At 53.5% G+C, this 19342-nt stretch carries 13 protein-coding genes and 1 tRNA gene; 5 read left to right on the plus strand and 9 right to left on the minus strand.

Annotation, left to right across the window (positions count from 1 at the left end):
- Positions 1-3: 3 nt before the first annotated feature.
- Both G0Q06_RS10950 and G0Q06_RS10955 read right to left on the minus strand, forming a co-directional pair.
- Positions 4-4326: a glycosyl hydrolase gene (locus G0Q06_RS10950; RefSeq protein WP_163965830.1), complete on the minus strand. Its 4323-nt coding sequence runs from the start codon at positions 4324-4326 to the stop codon at positions 4-6.
- A gap of 102 nt (positions 4327-4428) precedes the next feature.
- Positions 4429-5787: a DUF3300 domain-containing protein gene (locus G0Q06_RS10955; RefSeq protein WP_163965833.1), complete on the minus strand. Its 1359-nt coding sequence runs from the start codon at positions 5785-5787 to the stop codon at positions 4429-4431.
- A 244-nt stretch (positions 5788-6031) separates the two neighbouring features.
- Between G0Q06_RS10955 and G0Q06_RS10960 the strand changes: the two genes are divergently transcribed.
- Positions 6032-7279, plus strand: coding sequence for a formylglycine-generating enzyme family protein (locus tag G0Q06_RS10960; protein WP_163965835.1), 1248 nt, complete (start codon positions 6032-6034; stop codon positions 7277-7279).
- 10 nt (positions 7280-7289) lie between these two features.
- On the opposite strand, the gene G0Q06_RS10965 is transcribed toward G0Q06_RS10960, so the two are convergent.
- The 6 genes from G0Q06_RS10965 to kynU form a co-directional block, all read right to left on the minus strand.
- Positions 7290-8789, minus strand: coding sequence for a hypothetical protein (locus tag G0Q06_RS10965; RefSeq protein WP_163965838.1), 1500 nt, complete (start codon positions 8787-8789; stop codon positions 7290-7292).
- A 163-nt stretch (positions 8790-8952) separates the two neighbouring features.
- Positions 8953-10056 (minus strand): hybrid sensor histidine kinase/response regulator, encoded by a 1104-nt coding sequence (locus tag G0Q06_RS10970; RefSeq protein WP_163965841.1) that lies wholly within the window; start codon positions 10054-10056, stop codon positions 8953-8955.
- Positions 10057-10401: 345 nt separating this feature from the next.
- Positions 10402-10959 carry a nucleotidyl transferase AbiEii/AbiGii toxin family protein gene (locus G0Q06_RS10975; RefSeq protein ID WP_163965844.1) on the minus strand — a complete coding sequence of 186 codons (558 nt, stop codon included), beginning with the start codon at positions 10957-10959 and terminating at the stop codon, positions 10402-10404.
- Positions 10960-11056: 97 nt separating this feature from the next.
- Positions 11057-11133 (minus strand) — tRNA-His (locus G0Q06_RS10980).
- Positions 11134-11174: 41 nt separating this feature from the next.
- Positions 11175-11786, minus strand: coding sequence for an SGNH/GDSL hydrolase family protein (locus G0Q06_RS10985; protein WP_163965847.1), 612 nt, complete (start codon positions 11784-11786; stop codon positions 11175-11177).
- Complete coding sequence (gene kynU / locus G0Q06_RS10990; protein ID WP_163965850.1) at positions 11773-13047, minus strand: kynureninase; 1275 nt, start codon at positions 13045-13047, stop codon at positions 11773-11775. The genes G0Q06_RS10985 and kynU overlap by 14 nt, the downstream gene beginning before the upstream one ends.
- A gap of 377 nt (positions 13048-13424) precedes the next feature.
- Between kynU and G0Q06_RS10995 the strand changes: the two genes are divergently transcribed.
- Both G0Q06_RS10995 and G0Q06_RS11000 read left to right on the plus strand, forming a co-directional pair.
- Positions 13425-13841: an Hsp20/alpha crystallin family protein gene (locus G0Q06_RS10995; RefSeq protein ID WP_163965853.1), complete on the plus strand. Its 417-nt coding sequence runs from the start codon at positions 13425-13427 to the stop codon at positions 13839-13841.
- 18 nt (positions 13842-13859) lie between these two features.
- Positions 13860-14237, plus strand: a complete 378-nt coding sequence (locus G0Q06_RS11000) for an Hsp20/alpha crystallin family protein (RefSeq protein WP_163965856.1) — start codon at positions 13860-13862, stop codon at positions 14235-14237.
- Between the two features lie 93 nt (positions 14238-14330).
- Here the strand turns inward: G0Q06_RS11000 and smc are convergent, their stop codons facing one another.
- On the minus strand, positions 14331-18056 hold the full coding sequence (gene smc, locus G0Q06_RS11005; protein WP_163965859.1) for a chromosome segregation protein SMC: 3726 nt from the start codon (positions 18054-18056) through the stop codon (positions 14331-14333).
- A gap of 165 nt (positions 18057-18221) precedes the next feature.
- Here smc and msrA point away from each other — a divergent pair, with 165 nt between their 5' ends.
- Both msrA and G0Q06_RS11015 read left to right on the plus strand, forming a co-directional pair.
- A complete protein-coding gene (gene msrA / locus G0Q06_RS11010; RefSeq protein WP_163967346.1) occupies positions 18222-18767 on the plus strand; it encodes a peptide-methionine (S)-S-oxide reductase MsrA in 546 nt (181 codons plus the stop codon).
- A 25-nt stretch (positions 18768-18792) separates the two neighbouring features.
- Entirely contained in the window at positions 18793-19323 is a 531-nt protein-coding gene (locus G0Q06_RS11015) for a lipocalin family protein (protein WP_163967348.1), read from the plus strand.
- Positions 19324-19342 lie beyond the last annotated feature (19 nt).

Below are 19342 nucleotides of genomic sequence, written 5' to 3' on the forward strand. Positions count from 1 at the left end.
TCCCTAGGGAGTTGTTTCCATGCGAATGAAGATCGGCAGGTCCGGATTTGTATCCATTGCCTCGATACTGACTTCTCGCAGTTCCACACCATCCTTCATGTTGACGGCCGATGTGGTGGTGCCGCTGTCGCTCCATGTGGCAAGATCGTGGGACCATGAAATCCAGCCAAGCTCTGCGGGAAGGCCCGCCCGCCATGGATAACGAATCATCACCTTTCCTGTTACGGGGTTCGTGTGCAAGTTGAGAGGGTACTCGTTCGCCACCAGCGGATCCTCACCCGTGATAAACTCAAAGGTGTTCAGCAGGCCATCCTTGTCCGGATCAGCAAATGCTCCCCAGAGGGATCCCTCCAGAGCTGGATTGGCAAGATCTACCGGGTCAAAATGTTCATTTTGCCAGTTGAGCAAGGCAATATCAGGATCTGTTTCGATCGGTACGCCGCAGGTACCAATCGTGTAGGAGGCATTTTCATCAATGGAATTTCTTTCACCACCCTCCGGAACCGAATACGTGAAATAGAACCCGATTGTGTCACCGTCGGAAACGTTCAGCGAGAAGGGTGTGTTGGGAGAGATAATGTAGCCAGGATACGGGCCTCCACCGATTCCATAGTAGAAAATAACAATATTGGCGCCCACGCCTGAGCGCGACGGAATAAAGGTGATCGAATGGCTCTCGCCCGTTGAGCTGAATTCATACGCAAAGTTCCCACTTGTTGAAGCCTCTGTGCATGGCTGAGGGGGATTGGCGGTGAAGGAAACCGTACTGGAGGTCGCGGTCAAGTTATCCGAGTCAACGACCTCGGCGCTGAGGCTGTGCGTACCCTCAGGAGGATACCACTCGAATGTATAAGGCGCTTCCGTCAGTGATCCCAACCAGGTATCCCCGTTGAACAAGTCCACCCGGACCACTTCCCCGTCCGGGTCATTTGCCGCCATATTGATAGTCAGAGCCTGGCCAGCCAACCCGTTCGATCCCGATGACGGACTCAGGATGGAGACAGTCGGTGGCCGCGCAGCCAAGTCGCCTCTTAGGATCTCCACTTCGTCAAAATCCTCGTTGGCTCCGTCATCAATGGTGAGTTTAAACCGATAAATGCCGTTGGCGACCATGTCGGTCACGCTCGGGATGGGATCCGTCGGGCTGGAAATTGTCGCAACCGCTGGACCGGTTACCTGCTCCCAGAAATAGCTTAATGTCCCTCCGGAAGGCGCTGTGCTTCCTGATCCATCCAAGGTCGCTGTGGTCGCAGGAATCACCACGGTGCCGTCAATTCCCGCATCGGCGACGGGAGGTTGGTAACCAAGCGGGCCGGTGTAAGTGAAAGTCAGTCGACCGAGATTTAATTCCCCGGCGGCAAAATTGAGGCGAAGTACGTGTATCCCTTCTCGCAGTTCTATATTATTCAAGGTCTGGGTGGCAAAGGTCGACCAGCCCCCGGTTGTCGGGACGGTTTTTTGCGGGCTGGCAATACGCCCATCCAGTTCCAGAAACAACGGACCTCCGCCCGCATCGTTGCCGCTCGCATAGCGAAAATCCATCGAGTAAAGCCCGCTTGTCGCGACATCCACTGTGTATTCCAACCACTCCCCGTCGGAGATCCATCCGACAACGGCACCCTCATTTGCGTCACTGCTTGCATCGACATACTCACTCGTCCGGTAATCCCCATTGTTGCCGACCGATGCATCCTGATAAGTGATGCCCTGTCCCACGCCTCCTTCGAAGAGATCATATGCGCCTGCTTCGAATGTACCCGGAAGTTGAATAGGCGTTCCTGTGAACGGGAATGCATCGCCCACCTTGACGGTGGTCAGTCCTGTAATCGCGAATTCCGTCCCGGCATACAATCGTGCGTAAAAAGTATGGCTGCCCAAGCTGAGTGCTTCAGTCTGTAGTGTGTAGGGGGCCTCGTACAACGTGCCAATCCAGTTTGAACCGTCGTAAAACTCCACCGATGTCAGGCTGGAGTCATCCCCCTCAATAGTAATGGTCAAGGGAACGGTGTTCCCCGCGGGCGCCGTTGAGAACGGTGTGCTGATCGAACCCGAAAACGGCAGGTCCACACTGGTTGCAAGGGAGCTTGGCGCAACCAGAAGGCTGGCTCCATCGGAAAACTGGACAGTCTTGGGACTCGTGCTGTAGTTATGCGCTACATACGTTTTTGTTCCCTCTTTATTGAAAACCACCGCCAATGGATCATCGGCAGTCACGCTGGAATCAATCTGGCCAAGGGCATTCATGGAATGAAGCCAGTAATAGGTCTGGGCATCCGAGACCCCGAACTTCAGGTTCCGGCTGGGGTTGGCATCGTAGAGAGCAATCGCTGCAGCGGGATCCGTGAAGGCAAGAAACTGCCAGTAGATATCATGCCAGAGATTGTCGTTTGCTGCCTGTTGAAGGATGCCGGTATTCTGTGTCATCTCAGTCCAGAGACTTGCCGCATAAGCAGTGTTCTCTCCGAGATAAAAGGATCCCCCATGGATGGGATAAAGCTCGATCCCGTAAGCAGCGGCAATGTCGCCTGTCCAGAAAGTCTGGTTATCATATCCGTTGCCCCAGATACGGGAAGCCAGAGAATAGCCGTAGCCGGGCTTGAAAGTGCGGTTGTTGATGTCCAGCCAGTATTCCTCGATGGCGGTTTGCTCAGTGGTGTACAAGTAAATGCCGAGATCACGAATGGCCGTGTTTCCAGTCACTGCGCCCCAATGGATTAGCGATGAATTAAACTGCATGCTTTCCGAGCTGGATTCCTGGTCGTTGCCGAAAGGAAAAGTCGCAAACCCGTTCGCCCAGGCATGGCCGGCAAACGGACTGAAGCTTCTCAAGAACGGAAACAGGGGATCATTGCGATCCGGGCTTGCCGCATCCCTGACGAGGAGGTCCACCATGCCTCCCCACTGGCTTGCCCAACCCGGTTCGAACTGCTCCATGAAAGCAGCCGCATGAATGAAATATCCCCAATGGAAATGGTGGTCATTGAGGTTGTTGTCCTGCCCATGACCAGCAGGGTAACCAATCATGGCTGTCCACGTTGGCTGATAATAAAAGAGAAATGCCACTTCGCCGATTTCCGCCGTCAGCCAGTCCTCCAAGCGCTCTTTCACAGTGGCGATCATCTTGTCACGTGCCACAATATCTCCCGTCTCGTGGGCCGCCCGGGCCGTCTGGATCAAGCGGTTCATGACTTGCCCCTCATTGTAGGAATCCGTCCAAGTCGCAAGGGTGTCATCTTCCATCAGGATGATCTTTTCATGCAGCTTTGCCGGGCTGAATCCAGGACTGGTTGAACCAACCGCTGGCAAGGTTGGCAATATTCCCTGAAAAGCGCGCTCAGTGGCGAAGGTGTTGGAAGCGATCAGCTTCAATTCTCCGCGGATTGAGGAAAGTGATTGACCAGTCAGCGCAGGAGAATCAGCGCTCAAACGCGACCATTGGTGCGGAAGCAACCCTTGAATGACGGACGTTCCGCTTTCTTCATGCACGGTAACGGTTGTCGTGAAATCTGTCCGCAGGGTTGCGCTGGCCTCATCATAGGTCCACGCAACTGCGGTATTTGTTGGTTCAACAAACGCATACTGCCTCCAAGCTGCTGCATTCGTCGCTGGCGTACCAGCCGGAAGAATTGCCATCGACCAGTAGTTTTCGCCGTCGAGCGAGGAGGTGTATGTACTCCCCGCTTGCGACCAGACCGAATCAGCCGGGCCATAGACGGCAAAGCTGGCCCCGTCCTCCGAATTGGAAATCACAAGGGTTTCTCCGACAATACTGACAGTCCCCACCTCCACGGTTATCGACGCAATGTCTTCATCACCTTTTGTGAAGTAGACAAATGGCATGCCGATACCAGTGGTTGCGCGCAATGAATGCCCGCCCGAATCCCAGCCAATGGTCACCGTCCAGTCGGAGTAATCGTTTACCGTTGCCTGTGTTGCAGCCAATCCGCTCACACCCACAACGATATTGTTGAAGGGACTCTGTGGTTCCGAGCTGCCGTTTGCTGTCGAAACGGGCTCAACAAGGCCTATGTCCAGACCGCCCGGCAAGGTGCGCATCGCCATCGGATAATTGAACAGGTTATCCGCGTGGTTGCTGTTCAGCAGCTTTGACCACCAGTCATTCGTCGGAACAGGGCGGCCCAGCGCGTTACCGCTGAGTTGGGGTGTTCCGCCAGGAATCCCGTTCCGGCCAGCAATGTCCGTCCCCGGAAAGGTGGTCGTGTAACTGCCGCTGTCTACAGGAACAATCGCTGACTCAACAGTAACTGCTGCAACGAAAGACGTGGCAAGAATGGCAAGGGTATTGATTCGAAACAAGGGTCGCATCCGATACCGTATTCATGCGTATTCTTAATTGACAACCTAAAATTGCACTAAATTGCACCTGTTTAAACAGACCCGTCCCGGTGCCATGGATTACGGGTGACCTCACGGATCCCGATCAGTAATCGGCGCTCGGCGCCCCCTGTCCCGGTTCTGGGGAACCCGTCGAGGGGCGTCATCAGTTCGCCGGTAGACAGGGGTGGTAACGGTTGACCGGGAGACTGAGCGTGAGGTATCAGGCGGTGGCAAAGTGACCTTGGGCGGCGTTTTCTCAACAGCGGCGGGAGGAGTCCTTCTGGGTGGTTTTTTGGCGACCTCGGGTGGCTTGGGTCTTTCAACCGGTCGCTTGAAACGATCTTGCCGATTAGTGACGCGACCGGAGGTATCGACCTGTTTGCGTCGGTCCCGGTAGTCCCCGACCCTCTCCTGATCTTGCCTTGGATTGGTGCGGACGCGCTCATCACGTGAAGGGTTTGGTCTGTCGACAGGCCTTTTTAGACGCTCTTCCCGACTGGGAACACGGTCGGTGATGTCGACCCGTCTGGTTCGGTCCCGAAGGTCTCCAATTCTCTCATCGTGGGCACGCTTTCTGGATGAATCCACGTACCGGCGGCGATCGTACCGGTCATTCAAGTCACGACTGCGATAGTATACGCCCTTGCGGTGGACAGGTTCATGCCGCCATCTCGGAGCATCCCGAAGATGATCCCGTCTGTTATGGACACGGCGGAAATCGTATCGGTCGCGGCCCCGATGGTCGTGGTAAATGACAATGCTTCGCCGTGACCAGTCACAGCTACTGAAATAGAATGAGCTGGATACGCGGAACCCACGGCTCCACGAAAAACCGATGCTGCTGTGGTAGGCCGGACGGCCATACCAGTAAACAGGCGGATAATTGGGCCACCACCAGTCACCGTAAACAATTCGCGTGCTGTAATAAGGCACGTACACGACCTCCACACGGGCCGGTTCAATGATGATCTGTTCAGGGGTTTCCTCTACCCTGACGTGCTCAAGGGAAGCGAGGTTACCTGTTTCCAAGGCCTTCGAACGCAAATTCTGGACTGTCTCCATGACCTGCTCCTCCTGGATCAGGAAGGCATCCCCCAAACGACGGGTCCAGGACAGGTTCCGATCCATCAGCTGGATCAGCTCTGGGAAACCTACGAGGCTTTTCACGCTATCGTCCCAACTCTCATCCTCAACGGCACGGACCGCTTCATCGCCCTCAAGGCCTTCATTGGCTTGCGACCAACGCGAAGCTTCGACCACTTCGAGGGGATAAGTCGCTGCCATCAGGACCTGCGACAAGAGCACATCCGGATACAGGGCAACAGGGGCTAGCATCTGGTCCAGCTCGGGTTGCGTGAAATAGCTCTCCTCTTCCTCTTGGGCCCACAAAATCGGGCAGAGCGAGGTGATCAGAAGCGAGACAATCAGGGGATATTTATAAAACTTCATTTTGACTCCTTTCGGGGTAGAGGAGATGAGCGAAATTGCAGGTCCTCTATCCTACTATGAGGTTTAACGAAGTCAATTGTTCCAATATTCACCTGAATTGATAGAAACTCGGAATTTGGCGTTGCCCGAAGGATTCGCCAAATGTAAAACAAATCTGTGTTGAGCCTCTGCGGTTCATTAGCAAAGGGCGGAATTCATCAAGAAATCGAGTCCGTCGCTGATCAAATCCACAATGAAGAGTGCAATGAAATATCTACTGATCCTGATCGCCGGATCACTGTTTCAAAGTCAACTGGGTGCTTCCTGGACACGAATCATACACCGGGACGATCCCAGCGGCTACCAATGGATCGGGACACAATGGGCCTATGATGCCGGGGATGGCTGGAAGTATCTTCCGCATGCCGGAATCTGGGTTCACGCAACATCAGGATGGGAGGAGAACATCCGCTGGCAGGACTCCTCCGGGTGGCATCAGGTTGACTTGCAGTGGGTCTTTGAAACCGGTACCGGGTGGATGCAGATTGAGGCTTCAACTGGCTGGATGCATATATTTGATCAACCGGACGGACCACCGGAATCAAGGGAGTTCGCCTTGATTCCCGCGGGTAGCTTTCTCATGGGAGATTCTTTTAATGAAGGAAACTGGTGGGAATGGCCGGTTCATGAGGTGGAGGTCTCCACTTTCCAGATGCAGAAGACTGAGGTCACCAACGCCCAGTTTGCCGATGTCATGAACTGGGCCATTGCACAAGGCGATGTCGAAGTCAGGTACTTTGTGCTTTGGTATCAGGACAGCAGCAAACTGCTACAAAGCGGCCAACTCTGGAAGGAAGGGCATGAGCTGAATTGGAATGGCTCACGCCTGATGGTGCTCCCGGGCCGTGAGGATCATCCCTGTGTCAATGTCACTTGGTTCGGGGCGATGGCTTACTGTTATTTCCTAACCGAGATGGAGGGCTTGCTGAATCAGGCGGTTGACCTTCAGGACTGGAGCATGGATCTCTCTGCGTCCGGCTACCGCTTGCCAACCGAGGCCGAGTGGGAAAAAGCAGCCCGCGGGGGACTGGTCGGGAAGCGGTTCCCGTGGGGAGACACGATTGATCACAGCAAGGCAAACTACAGGGCCAACGGGGAGCGATTCAGTTATGACACCAGTTCGTACACTACCGAAACCTGGCATCCGGATTGGGTTGGCGATTCCTCTGTAAATCCCTTCACCTGCTCCGTCACAACCTTTCCTCCCAACGGTTTCGGACTCTATCAAATGGCCGACAACGTGTCAGAGTGGTGCTTTGATGCCTATGCCTCCAACTACTACGAGACATCACCCTCCAAGGATCCGATGGGCCCTCCAGCCTACGGTGTGAATATCCTCCGCGGTGGGACTTGTTCCTCCGCCGCGGACATTTGCCGGGTCACTTATCGATTTGGGAACCAAGCCAGTGGCACTGGAAGTAATACCGGTTTCCGGGTTGTCCGAAGTGAATAAGGCGCAGTTGTTAGAACGGAATGTAGGTCCAGTCGCCATCCTTTGCTGACTCAGTAGATAAGCGATGGAGCCAGGTTTTCAGTTTGCGTGAGTATTTCCAGGGACTCCCGTCAGACGCGAGCTCACCCAGTTGTTCAACGCTGGATAATGGCATGTAGACCCATGCCCCGTTCCGGCTGATGTGTTCAGGCAAAACATGCACCCACCCGTGGATTCGGTGTACGAACACCCATGGCGATTGGGAAATGTTTACATCCTGAAGGAATGGGCCTGTCTCAACAGTTGTCTCATCGTCCTCCACGGGCCAGCCAGACCAACTTCCATGCTCGCTGAAAACCAACCGGAAAGCCTCCTGTTGGCCTTTTTCATTCCGTCCATACCCGACAATAAAGCGGCCGCTTTGGCTGATGGCACGCGCTTCCTCCATCCGGAAGCCTTCCCGGTCAATATTGTAATTGTCGGCCCATTCATTGAGTGACAGTGCGGGATAGACTCCTTCATCACCACCGATCCAAACTGTTGCCTCCCGATCTGTTGAATTGGGCCAAAGGCTAATGGTGCTGAAGCCGACCACAATATTTCCATCACCTGAAACGTCATAGGCGACAGACTGCCTGTATCTATCATCCAAATGATCGAGCTGACGCATCACGTCGTTCTCCCAACGGAAGGCAGGCCAGTTTAAAGCCTCGCCAATCACATCCATGGGTGTTGTAGCCTGCCCCACCACTACAGATCCATCAGCAGAGACCGCATAGGCACGGCTGGAATCTGTTCCCTCGATAACCGCATAGTCTGTCTGGAGGTCCTTATAATATTCAGGCTTATTAAGATTCTCCAAGTCCTCCAGATTGCCCTGCCAGCGGAAGGCATGATAGATATTGGAATAATAACTCAGTCGTCTTGAGCCAACGACCGTCCCATTGTTTGCCACGTCTTCAGCTCTTAATCCACCCACATTTTCCGGATTAATACTGCGTAGTATATCGTCCCCGATCTTGATGAAAGCGTGTAGATAATTAAGGCTTTCCCCCTCACCAACAATCAGTCTCCCGTCAGGTGAGACAGCTGTGGCCACACTGCCCCAGGTACTCGTCGGGGCATCATTGATGAAGCCCATGGAATCGGGAAACATTGAGCCGCGTGCCCATCGTGTTGCTTCCGGATAATCCTGTCCGCGACTTTCTCCCACGATGACGCTTCCGTCACTGGAAATGCCAAAGGCACGGCTCATCTGATCGGCTTGGTTCAAAAAGCCCATATGGTGAATTTCACCAAAGCTGTAATTGAAGGCCTCATTTCTTCCGGATTCAATTTCGCTGTAGCCGACCACAATGCTCCCGTCATTTGAGACATCCTCCGCATGGCTCCAGACATAATTCCCCTCTGTGAGGCCACCGAGCCTCGTAATTCCCCTGCCCGTACTCAAACTCCAAACAGGTCCACATGTGAGGACCAGACAAGATGTGTAGACCAAAAGCCGGAGATTGCCGGCACATTTACCCTTCATGATTCTTCCCCCCGTAAGTTTTGAATAATATCCCGTGCCTATGCACGAACCCGTATTTTTCTTAACGAACTTTTAGGCAGACGGCAATCCTAACCGTATCATGGCCGCTCATCAATCTTGCCATCGACCAGGGGCTTTCTTCCCGGCGCGCCGCGCTGGCAAATCAGCGGATGGGCAGACGGAACCAGAATGTACTTCCGTTGCCGACCTCGCTCTCGACCCCGATTGTTCCACCATGGGCTTCAACGGCCAACTTGCAGAATGTCAGTCCAAGGCCGGTGGAGTATTTCTGTTTCTTGTTCTGCATCTCTACCTGTCCGAACCTTTCAAAGATCTTCTCATGAAATTCCGGTGAGATTCCCGATCCTGTGTCCGAAACAGAGACTTTCACCTCATGATCCGCCTTCTCCAGTTCGAGACGAACCGTCCCGTCGGGAGGAGTGAATTTGACAGCGTTGCCAATCAGGTTGGCAATCACCCTTTCAATAATGCTTTGGTCGCAGTTCACGGGCAACGTCTCTAAAGTGGATTCAAAGACGACACTTGGACCGTATTTCAGTGTCTGGTAAGGAACGACGGTCTCTTCTGCTAAGAGGACAATATCCTGGTCCGCCATATCCAACGGCATTTCATCATTATCAAAACGGCTGACATCCAATAAGGAACTCACCATCTCAATCAACCCCATGCAGGATTTTGTGATCGAATCCACATGTCCGTTTTCCCTGTCGCCAAGGTTTCCGTTCATTTTCAGGATCTCCAGATGACCGCTCATAAGAGCCAATGGGCCACGCATGTCATGAACCACCATGTGCACCAAGTTGTCCCTCAGGGCTTCCAGTTCGCGAAGCTGGTTATAGGCCGCTTCAATCTTCAGGCGCTGTCTGTTGACTTTCAGATGCGTCTCTACCCGTGCCAGGACAACCGCCGGGGTTATTGGTTTGGAAATGTAATCGACCGCACCCAGCGCGAGGCCTTTTGTTTCATCCTGGATTTCCCCTTTTGCCGTGACAAAAATTATGGGGATATTTTTTGTTTCCTCCACTTCCTTCAACTTCCGACAGACTTCATATCCGTCCATCCCCGGCATCATGATATCAAGCAGAATGAGATCAGGCGCCTCTTGGGCACAAAGCGAAAGGGCTTTCTCTCCGCTCGTGGCTACCCTCGTGCGGTAATTTGACGACAACAGGTCGACCAGTAAATCGATATTGGCCGGTGTATCGTCAACGATGAGTAGACTTTCTTGTTCTGCCTTGTTGGTCATTAATAAAGCAAGGAAGCTGAGCTCCCCTGCGTGTATTACCTATTGGCAGACTCCGACAAGGTTTGCAAGTCACCCGTGGCCAAATGAAAAAAATGGGGTCCCAAAGCGGACGAAAAACGAACCTCTCGCTGGGTTGCTTACCTTTTTGACACTCAGAGTTTCCAATCCCTACCGGAGAACCTAACTCTTCTATTATTGGATGGGAAATTTTTGGAGACATCGCTGACCCAGCGACAGTAGGCTTCGTTGTTCTCCAAATTGGGTAAAACAAAAACAGGACTTCTTTCTTCCCCTGATTGAATCCATCCCCTCTCCGTGAGATCCCTGAAGGATTTTTTATCTGATTCAGTTAAGCGAGCCATACAACTTCCTTAATTCCTCCAATTTGTCCGTTTTACCGAACAAATCAAGGTAATCCCCGATCAAGTCCCAGTCGATTGACTGCTTGTTCTGGCCGGCGTTTTCAATCAGCAGACGAATATCCAGCCAATCTGAAGAGGCTCTGGAAGGATCATTAGTAGCAGCCTGGATTTTTAATCCGATCAAATCCTCAACTTGTACGACAGGTAAACTCAATTCACTGCTAAGGGAAACTCTATCGGCCCGTTTCAGCATACTGAGCGATGGACCACGAAAAGCATGCAAAATGTCGATTCGTCCCAAATCCAGGTCCGATGATTCGTAGTGTGAAACGTTCTCACTGTGGAAAGTCCTTTTATAACCGGATTGGGTGAATATCTGATCAGCTGTACTCAGATCGTCCAGCATGAGTATGAAATCCAGATCCACGGTAGCTCGCTGTACTCCCCTTAATCCCATGGCAAATCCACCGATCAGAGCATACCGTACGCCTTCTTTGTCCAATCGCTGGATGACTCTCTCAACCACAGAAATAAAATCCATGGTTTAAAGTTACCTTGTATCCCCTAATTCGCCAAGATTGGAATTTTTCCCGGTCTTGATCAAAAAATGGCCTGCCATCCGAAGCCTTGGCGAAAAATGGGGTGGCTAACCGGACTTGAACCGGCGACCCCTGGTACCACAAACCAGTGCTCTAACCAACTGAGCTACAACCACCACAAATAGGAAGAAAAAAAGAAAGGGCTCTGGCGGCCTTGTCAATACCCCAATTTGGATTGCTCCAAGAAGGCCGCCCATGCCGAATACTGCTTCGCGGAGGGGTGCAAGCCGTCCGGGGCAAAGGCATCTGGCTGGCCGGCAAAGCTACGGGTCAGGCCGGTCCAATTGACAAAGGGATAAACGGTCTGGATCGAGACTTTCCTGATCACCGCATTGAAAGCGTCAATCTCAGCTGCGATGGCAATGCGGTCACGATCGGCAGCAAAGGGCGAGACGCCCCAATCGGGAATCGATAAAAGGATGATTCCACCAGGCGGGTTGCTCAGGAGACAGTTGGCCTGCTTAACCAATTCCAACAGCTCGGAACCAAAAGAGGCTTCTTCCAGGCCCCGGTACTGATTATTCACGCCAACGCAGATGGTGATCCAATCCCACTCGGGCTCAAGTGACGCATTGTTGAGATTTTCCAGCAATTCGCCACAGGTCCAACCGTTTTGGGCGAGAACATGGGTCCTGCCCAATTGCCTCCCCTGCCCCTCCAGTCTTGCGCGCCATGCCTGAGGCCATCCATCGGCCGGTGAAATCCCTTCAGCGCAGGTGTAGGAATCCCCCAGATGGAGGTAATTGGGGAACTGCTCAGGTGACGACATCCAAGCCTTCCTCAAAGCGGGTAAATTCCTGATCAACTACAATCTCGCGGATGCGCTCAACCGCGCGGGCCAGCTCTTCAAAGGTCTGGTACAATGGGGCGACTCCCAAGCGTAAATTGTCCGGGGTCCGGAAGTCCGGAATAACAACCGGCCTTCCTTCTATTGGAGAAATCATGGCCTTGTTGATACGGAAGGCTTCCGGATGACGCAGGGAAACATGGGAGCCCCGCCGGGCCGGATCACGCGGGCTGCCAAGGGCAAATCCAAGCGGCACAAGAATTTGGTCGTAAAGTTCGATCAGAAACTCGGTTTGCTGGATGCTCTTCTCCCGGACAGATTGCATGCCCGCGTCAAGAAGCAGCTGAATACCGGGCTCAACAGCCCGCATTGAGAGGATCGGAGGCGTGCCGACAAGAAAGCGCTGGATCCCGGACGCTGCCAAATAGTGAGGGGAAAAGCTGAACGGTTCCTGCGCGCCAAACCAACCTGAAAGAAGGGGCAACAGTTCCTCCTGCAATGACTCACGCACATACAGGTATGCCGGCGCACCGGGTCCACCATTGAGATATTTGTATGAACACCCGATGGCCATGTCGACTCCCCAGCGGTCCAGCTCGATGGGTACCGAGCCTGCCGAATGGCTCAAGTCGGCCAGGACAAGCGCACCCGCCTTATGCGCGGCCTCGACGATTGCCTCAAGGTCATACAGGTATCCAGATTTGAATACAACATGGCTGATCGTCACCAAGGCCGTGTCTGAATCAATTGCCGCTGCCAGCTCTTCCGATGGCAGGGACATCCCGTCCGGGGATGCGACACGCACCAATTTGTGCCCTTGCTTGAGTCCGTTGATCAGCCCCTCAATTGCGTAATAATCCGAAGGAAAATTCAGGTCGTCAGTGAGGATTTTTAGCCTGCCCTCCTGACGCGCCAAGGCAGCCGATGCCAGCTTGAACAAGTTGACGGTGACTGAATCAGCAAAAACCACCTGCCCGGTCCCCGCACCGATCAGGGGCCCGAGAAGATCACCCAATCGAAGCGGCAGATCAAACCATCCCTTGTTCCATGACTTGATCTTGTCCTCTCCCCACTCCGTGCCAACAGCCCTCTCCATCACTTTCTTTGTTTGAGCGGGTAGCGGACCGAGGGAATTCCCGTCCAGATAGATCAAATCCGCACTCAACCCGCTAAAGCTGCTTCGGTACACACCAAGTGGATCAGAGGCATCCAGCGCCCGTGCCCGCTCCGATTGTTTGCACATCTCACCCATTTCCTGACTCAACCCCGATTTCAGCCATTCAACAAGAAAATCCTGCCAATCATCCGGATGCACTCGAAGAGCAACGAGAATTGTTGATGATTTAACCTGCCCAATCGGATAACACGAATACAACTGAGACCCCGCTTCGGCGGGGTTTTCTTTTCGGCATAAGCGCATTTGAGAAAAGAGTGGGACAATTTGGCGCGTAAATCCTGTCTTGGTTTCGGTGCTTGCACGCAGATGGGTCATTTTGTCCCTTACGGATGTGCTGTAATTTTCCTAAGCTTCTGGTTTACAACGGGTTAAGTAATTATATGACTTGGCATATTTCATGCGATTATCCTCGTGAACCTAAAAACTTGAAAGGAATAAACACGATGAAACTCATTAAACACGATTCATTCTTCAGCGATCCATGGACCGACCTTGATCGGCTTTTGGAAAGCACGCTCCCCGAGCTCTACCAGTGGAATCCGATGCGTCTGAGCGGACGCGAACGGAGCCTGCCAGTGGATGTCTTCGAAGATGAGCATAACCGCACCATCCGCCTCGAAATCCCGGGGGTTGCCAAGAAAGACATTGAGCTGGAACTGGAAAACGCGGTCCTCTCAGTCCGCGCAAAGCGTATCGAAAAGACCGAATCCGGTGAAACAACTATCAACCTGAATCGCTCTGTGACGGTTGGCGACGACGTGGAAGCTGACAAGATCAAGGCCAGCCTTGAAAACGGAATGCTGACAATCGTCCTTCCGAAGCGCGAACAGGCCAAGCCCAAGCAAATCACCATCGCTTAACAGAAAAGGAGAACAGCAATGAGTACCGAATTGAAAAAACAGGAAGAACAAGTCCCGGCACAGGCCACGACCAACTACCGCCGTCCCTACTACCGGGTCGACGGTGGAAAGGATGCCTACACTGTGGAAGTCTTCATGCCAGGCGTATCGAAAGATGACTACAACGTATCGCTGCATCGCGATGAACTGGCCGTTGAGGGCAGGAAGGTCATTCCCCTGCCCACCGGCGCCAAGTGGCTCCACCGCGAAATTTCCCCGGAGGGCTACAAGCTGCGATTGCAGTTGAACGTTGATGTTGATCCCGAGGCTATCAAGGCCAAGACCGACAACGGGATCCTGACCATTACGCTGCCGGTCGCCAAGGAAGCCCGTCCGCGCCTGATCAAGATCAGCTAGGAAAACTTTCCTTCCTTGTGTTTGCAAGGTCCCGCCGAAGCTTAAAAGCGCTGGCGGGGCCTTTTTAAATAACTGCAAAGCCGCTCGCTAAGATCAGGAGTCCTCTTCCTTCTCGTGCAGTTCCGCCTTGCCGGTCGACTTGTTGAAGCGCATGGAAACAAGTCGACTAACGCCCTTCTCCTGCATGGTTGCTCCATAAATTGTGTCTGCCACGCTGATTGTCCGCTTGTTGTGCGTGATAATCAGGAACTGGGAAAATTCCAGAAAGCCTTCCAGCATGCCGGTGAAGCGGCCGATATTGGCATCATCAAGCGGCGCATCAATCTCGTCCAGGACGCAGAAGGGACTGGGCTTGACCATGTAAATCGCAAATAGAAGCGCCACCGCAGTCATGGTCTTCTGACCACCACTGAGGAGGCCAAGATTGCGCAGGCGTGTCCCGGGAGGCTGGGCAGTGATGTCAATGCCGCTTTCGAGGACATCCTCGGCGTCGACCAGTGTCAGGTCTGCCCGACCGCCACCAAAGAGCGTCTCAAAAGTGTAGTGGAAATTCTCACGTATCTTGGCGAAAGTTTCGGCGAACATGCTCTGGCTGGTTGTATTGATTTCATCAATTGCCTCCAACAGCTGTTCCTTTGATTTCCAAAGGTCCTCGCTTTGCGTCTTGAGAAACTCGTGCCGCTCCTTGAGTTCCTTGTATTCCTCAATCGCTACAAGATTGACGGGCCCCATCGACTGGATCCTGCTACGCAAGGACGAGATTTCCCCCTCCACTTCATCCCAATCGACTGGTTCCAGACTGGCCCGTTCCTCATCGGTGGGGTCTGGTCGTTCCTGCAGGGATTCCATTTCCTCGGGAGTCGTCTCCTCAATATCCACACGAATACGCTCGGGCAGGCTTTCCCCGGCTTTCCACAGTTCCAGTTTCCAGTCAATTTCCGCGGCCTCGCGCTCATAATCACGCTGGCATTCCTCCGCAATAAACTGCAAACGGGATTCCTGCCGGGCAAGCGCCACTTCGGTCTTGTTCAGCTCGGCGGCCATGTTCCTCTGGGCCTCCCGCTTCGGGGCAAAGCCCTCCTCGACAACCGCAATCTTCTGCTCGACTTCCTTGAGCACCAACCGGTCCTTCTCAAGTGCTTCACGCACCATATCCAGACGCTTTTGGATTTCCTTCTCCGCCTGAACATGTTCACCGGATTCCTTTTCCAGGGATGAAATGCTCTTTTTCAGCTGCTCGACTTCCTCAAGCCGCTTGATGCGCGTCTCTTGTGTCTCCTTGGAGCGCTGTTGCAGATCGTTTAGGCCGCGATCCAGAAGTTCGAGCCGCTGGCGCTTCTGCGACACATCAAACCGCACTTCATCAAAGGCCTCCCGCTTGGTTTCACGCTCCTTGCGAAGACTGGCGACGGACTCCTCCGCTTCTCCAATCTGTTTTTTCCAAGCCTCGATATCCGCCTCAGTCTCCTCAAGTTCCTTCCGGGCCTTTTCCAGCCGGGAAGTCGATTCATCCTTGTGCGATTCCAGTTTTTCAAGATCCGCGGACTTTGTCTCATGCAGCCGGGCCTTGCCTTGAAGGGTTTGCTCAATCCCCTGTTTCTGCGTGCTCAGGGTCGTCAGTTCCGTACCGGTTTCTGAAAGGAGCTGCGTTTGCTCATCAATACGCTTTTCCGCTGCATCCAGTTTGCCCTGGATTTGCTCTGCTTCAAGGCGTCGACGCTCATGCTCGTCCTCGAGGGCTGAAAGATCCTTCGCAAAGGCCTTCAGCTGATTCTGACGCGACAGGAAAGAGCTGTTTTCTTTCTTGGCACTAGTCGACCCCGCGAGGACTACACCACGCGCATCGATGACCTCATTGTTCCGTGTGACGGCCAGGAAAAAGGGAAAGTCCGGATTGGCCTCCCAATAGTTCAGAAATGAATCCAAATCGTCGGCGATGTAACAACCGGCAAGAAATGTATCGAGAAATGCCTGCACATCGGCATCCGCCGAGCTGACAACCGAGCCGGCGGGGATAATACTACCCGGCAACTTGTCCGCGATGGAAGGGAAAGCGCTGGAACCGGCAGGCTTGGCCAGCAAACTGGCCCGGCCAATCCGCTTTTCAATCAGGGATTGCGCCAGCGGACGGAGAACTTTGGGGTCGCGAAGGAGAATTCCATCACTCGCCGCGCCCAGAAGAAACTCGACCGCGGAGGTAAAGCCCTCTCCCACTTTGAGCTGCTTGAGGAAAACCGTAAAGCTGCCTTCCGGAGCCACAGTCTCCAGCTTTCCCTGGAGGATTGCCTTTGCCCCCTCGGAAAAACCTTCAAATTTTGCCTGTAAGCCCTCCAATACAGTCACCTGCGCCTGCAGACTGGCCCGACGGCGCTCGGCTTCCTGAATAGCAACCTGCAGGTCGCGGAAGGCATGCGTCAATTCCTGCCGTTTTGTCTTAAGCTCCTCAAGCTTGGCGACTTGCTTTTCCTTGTCTTTCTCCCTCGTTTCACGAGTCCGCTCAAGAGTGGCAAGATCCTGCTGGAGGACTTCCTTGTCGTTTTTCAGGGTCTGCAGCTCCTCCATGAGGTTGGCATGCCGCACCTGATAAGTTGTTAAATCGAGTTCCAGCCCGCTGCAATTGCTTCGCAAGCGGCTGACCGCATTCTCTTTGGCGACCAGTCCCTGCTTCAAGCGGGAGAGGTCAGTCTCTGAGCCATTGAGTTGCTTTTGCAGCTCAGCCAGATCAGCGCTGCGCTTCTGGAATTCCTCATCGGAATTGCCGAACATATCAAGCTGCTCCTGCTTGAGTTTTGTCTCTCCGGCCAACTTGCCTGCAATGAGCTCCTCCTCCTCTGAAAGGCGAGCCAGCTCGTCCTTGATCTCGCTGATGCGCCGCCCGATGTCTTCCTTGCGCAGGCTGGCCATCTCGGATCGATTGGACGCGTTTTCCTTCTCGGAGCGCAACTCGTAGACCTGCTTTTGCGCCTCTTCCAATCGCTGTCTCAGCCCGAGCGCTTCATCGCGCTTGCTCGTCAGGCTGGATTCCGAGGCATCAAGCTCCTGGTTCAGCTTTTCCATCTGCTCGGCCAGAACATCCTTTTTCCGCCGATTCGCCTCAGATTCGGTATTTAATTCCCCGAAACGGAACCCGTTATGGGCCAGATCGAGGTGGCTCAGGCGGTGATGGATCCGCTGGTAGCGCAGGGCCTTGGAGGCCTGGCGCTTGAGCGAACCGGTCTGCCGGGCAACTTCCTCCATCACATCGGTCACGCGCGACAGGTTGGCATCCACCTGGGAAAGCTTGTTCAGTGCTTCCCGGCGTTGTGCCTTGTATCTGGAGATTCCCGCGGCCTCCTCAAAAATCGCCCGGCGCTCGCTGGGATTGCTCGAAAGGACCTGGTCAATCTGCCCCTGCAGCATGAAGGAGTAACTGACCTGCCCAACTCCTGTATCGAGAAAGAGATTGTGAATGTCCTTCAACCGGCAGGGTTTGCCGTTGAGGAGGTATTCGCTTCCCCCGTCGCGGATCACCCGACGGGTCACCTCCACTTCATGGTGAGCCGTCCCGAGGCTGTCTTCACAGTCAGTGAAGACCAACGAGACCTCACATAAATTAACTGGCTTGCGGTTGGAAGTGCCTTGAAAGATCACATCCTGCATGCCCCCGGCACGCAGGGATTTAGCACTCTGCTCCCCCAGTACCCAGCGGAGCGCGTCCGCAATATTGCTCTTTCCGCAACCGTTGGGGCCCACAATGGCGGTCACTCCGCGCTGCAGATCCAGACGGGTCGGATCCGCAAAACTTTTGAAGCCATGAAGTCGGAGTTCTTTTAAATACATGAAGCGGTGGAAGGATTCCGGGTTGAAAAAGGGTCATTCAATGGAGACTCTTCCACTCAGCAAGGAATATTTACCTCCTTCAGTATTCTTAATGCCATGACCTTTATTAAAAAAAGAATTCCCACTGCCCTTGCCCTCTTCTCAATTGGCTTTTTATTTCAATTCATGACAGTCGCCAATTCAGCTATCTCCGATAATAAACCGGTAGAGACCGAATCAGTAACCCTTGGTGGTGGGTGTTTCTGGTGCGTGGAGGCCCTCTATGAGACCCTTGATGGCGTCGAATCCGTGGAATCCGGTTATGCCGGGGGCTCCACGGCCAACCCGAGCTACAAGGACATTAGCACCGGCACAACCGGGCACGCTGAAGTCGTCAAGGTGACCTTTGACCCAAAAACCATCAGCCTCGAGCGGCTTCTCTCATTTTTCTGGCAAGCACACGACCCCACGACCTTGAACCGGCAGGGAGCGGATGTTGGCACACAATATCGCTCAATCATCCTTTATTCCTCTCCGGAACAAAAGGCGGCCGCGGAAAGCTCCATGGCCGAGGCACAGAAAATATTTACCAAGCCCATCGTCACCGAAATCGTCGCCCTTGAATCATTCTACAAGGCGGAGGGCTATCATCAGGACTACTATAAAAACAACAAAACTGCCCCATATTGCCAATACGTGATTGCCCCGAAGCTGAAGAAGCTTGAACAGTAGGGACTCCGTCCTATTCTCCCTCTCCATGAAAAAGATTTTCCTCATCATCAGCCTGCTGGCAGTCCTTTCCGGTTGTAATACTTTCCGCACTCCTGAGCCAATTCCCATGGTCGACCGGGTCAATCTGGACCAATTCATGGGCAAGTGGTACATTGTTGCCTCCACCCCGATGCTACTCAAGTGGGACAATGATGCCTACAATGCTGTTGAGATGTATGAACGTGGGGCCAAGCGGGGCATCAAGATCACTTACCAGTACAACGACGAGGAGCCCAATGGCCCGCTCAAGACCGTCACCGCCAATGCCATGGTCGACAATCCGGGCATCAACACTGACTGGGAAGTCACCTATGCCTGGCCGTTCGGGACGGATTACCGGATCATTTACCTGGAATCGGATTATTCCGTGGCCGTTATCGCTAATCCAGACCGGAAAAAGGTCCGTGTCCTTTCACGGCAGAGCACCATCAATGCGCCTTTATACTCGGACATCATCCTTTACCTCCAGGATCTAGGATTCAATGTGGGGAATATCCGGATGATCAGCCACCGCTAATCGCCATCCGTCAGAAGCA

The organism is Oceanipulchritudo coccoides (assembly GCF_010500615.1).
Classification (GTDB): domain Bacteria; phylum Verrucomicrobiota; class Verrucomicrobiia; order Opitutales; family Oceanipulchritudinaceae; genus Oceanipulchritudo; species Oceanipulchritudo coccoides.

Coding starts and splice junctions, on each gene's coding strand:
- G0Q06_RS10985 (WP_163965847.1), bottom strand. CDS start 11,786: ATGTCGTCACCTGAGCAGTTCCCCAATTACCTCCATCTGGGGGATTCC.
- G0Q06_RS11015 (WP_163967348.1), top strand. CDS start 18,793: ATGAAAAAGATTTTCCTCATCATCAGCCTGCTGGCAGTCCTTTCCGGT.
- G0Q06_RS10960 (WP_163965835.1), top strand. CDS start 6,032: ATGAAATATCTACTGATCCTGATCGCCGGATCACTGTTTCAAAGTCAA.
- G0Q06_RS10970 (WP_163965841.1), bottom strand. CDS start 10,056: ATGACCAACAAGGCAGAACAAGAAAGTCTACTCATCGTTGACGATACA.
- G0Q06_RS10975 (WP_163965844.1), bottom strand. CDS start 10,959: ATGGATTTTATTTCTGTGGTTGAGAGAGTCATCCAGCGATTGGACAAA.
- smc (WP_163965859.1), bottom strand. CDS start 18,056: ATGTATTTAAAAGAACTCCGACTTCATGGCTTCAAAAGTTTTGCGGAT.
- msrA (WP_163967346.1), top strand. CDS start 18,222: ATGACAGTCGCCAATTCAGCTATCTCCGATAATAAACCGGTAGAGACC.
- kynU (WP_163965850.1), bottom strand. CDS start 13,047: ATGTGCAAACAATCGGAGCGGGCACGGGCGCTGGATGCCTCTGATCCA.
- G0Q06_RS10965 (WP_163965838.1), bottom strand. CDS start 8,789: ATGAAGGGTAAATGTGCCGGCAATCTCCGGCTTTTGGTCTACACATCT.
- G0Q06_RS11000 (WP_163965856.1), top strand. CDS start 13,860: ATGAGTACCGAATTGAAAAAACAGGAAGAACAAGTCCCGGCACAGGCC.
- G0Q06_RS10950 (WP_163965830.1), bottom strand. CDS start 4,326: ATGCGACCCTTGTTTCGAATCAATACCCTTGCCATTCTTGCCACGTCT.
- G0Q06_RS10995 (WP_163965853.1), top strand. CDS start 13,425: ATGAAACTCATTAAACACGATTCATTCTTCAGCGATCCATGGACCGAC.
- G0Q06_RS10955 (WP_163965833.1), bottom strand. CDS start 5,787: ATGAAGTTTTATAAATATCCCCTGATTGTCTCGCTTCTGATCACCTCG.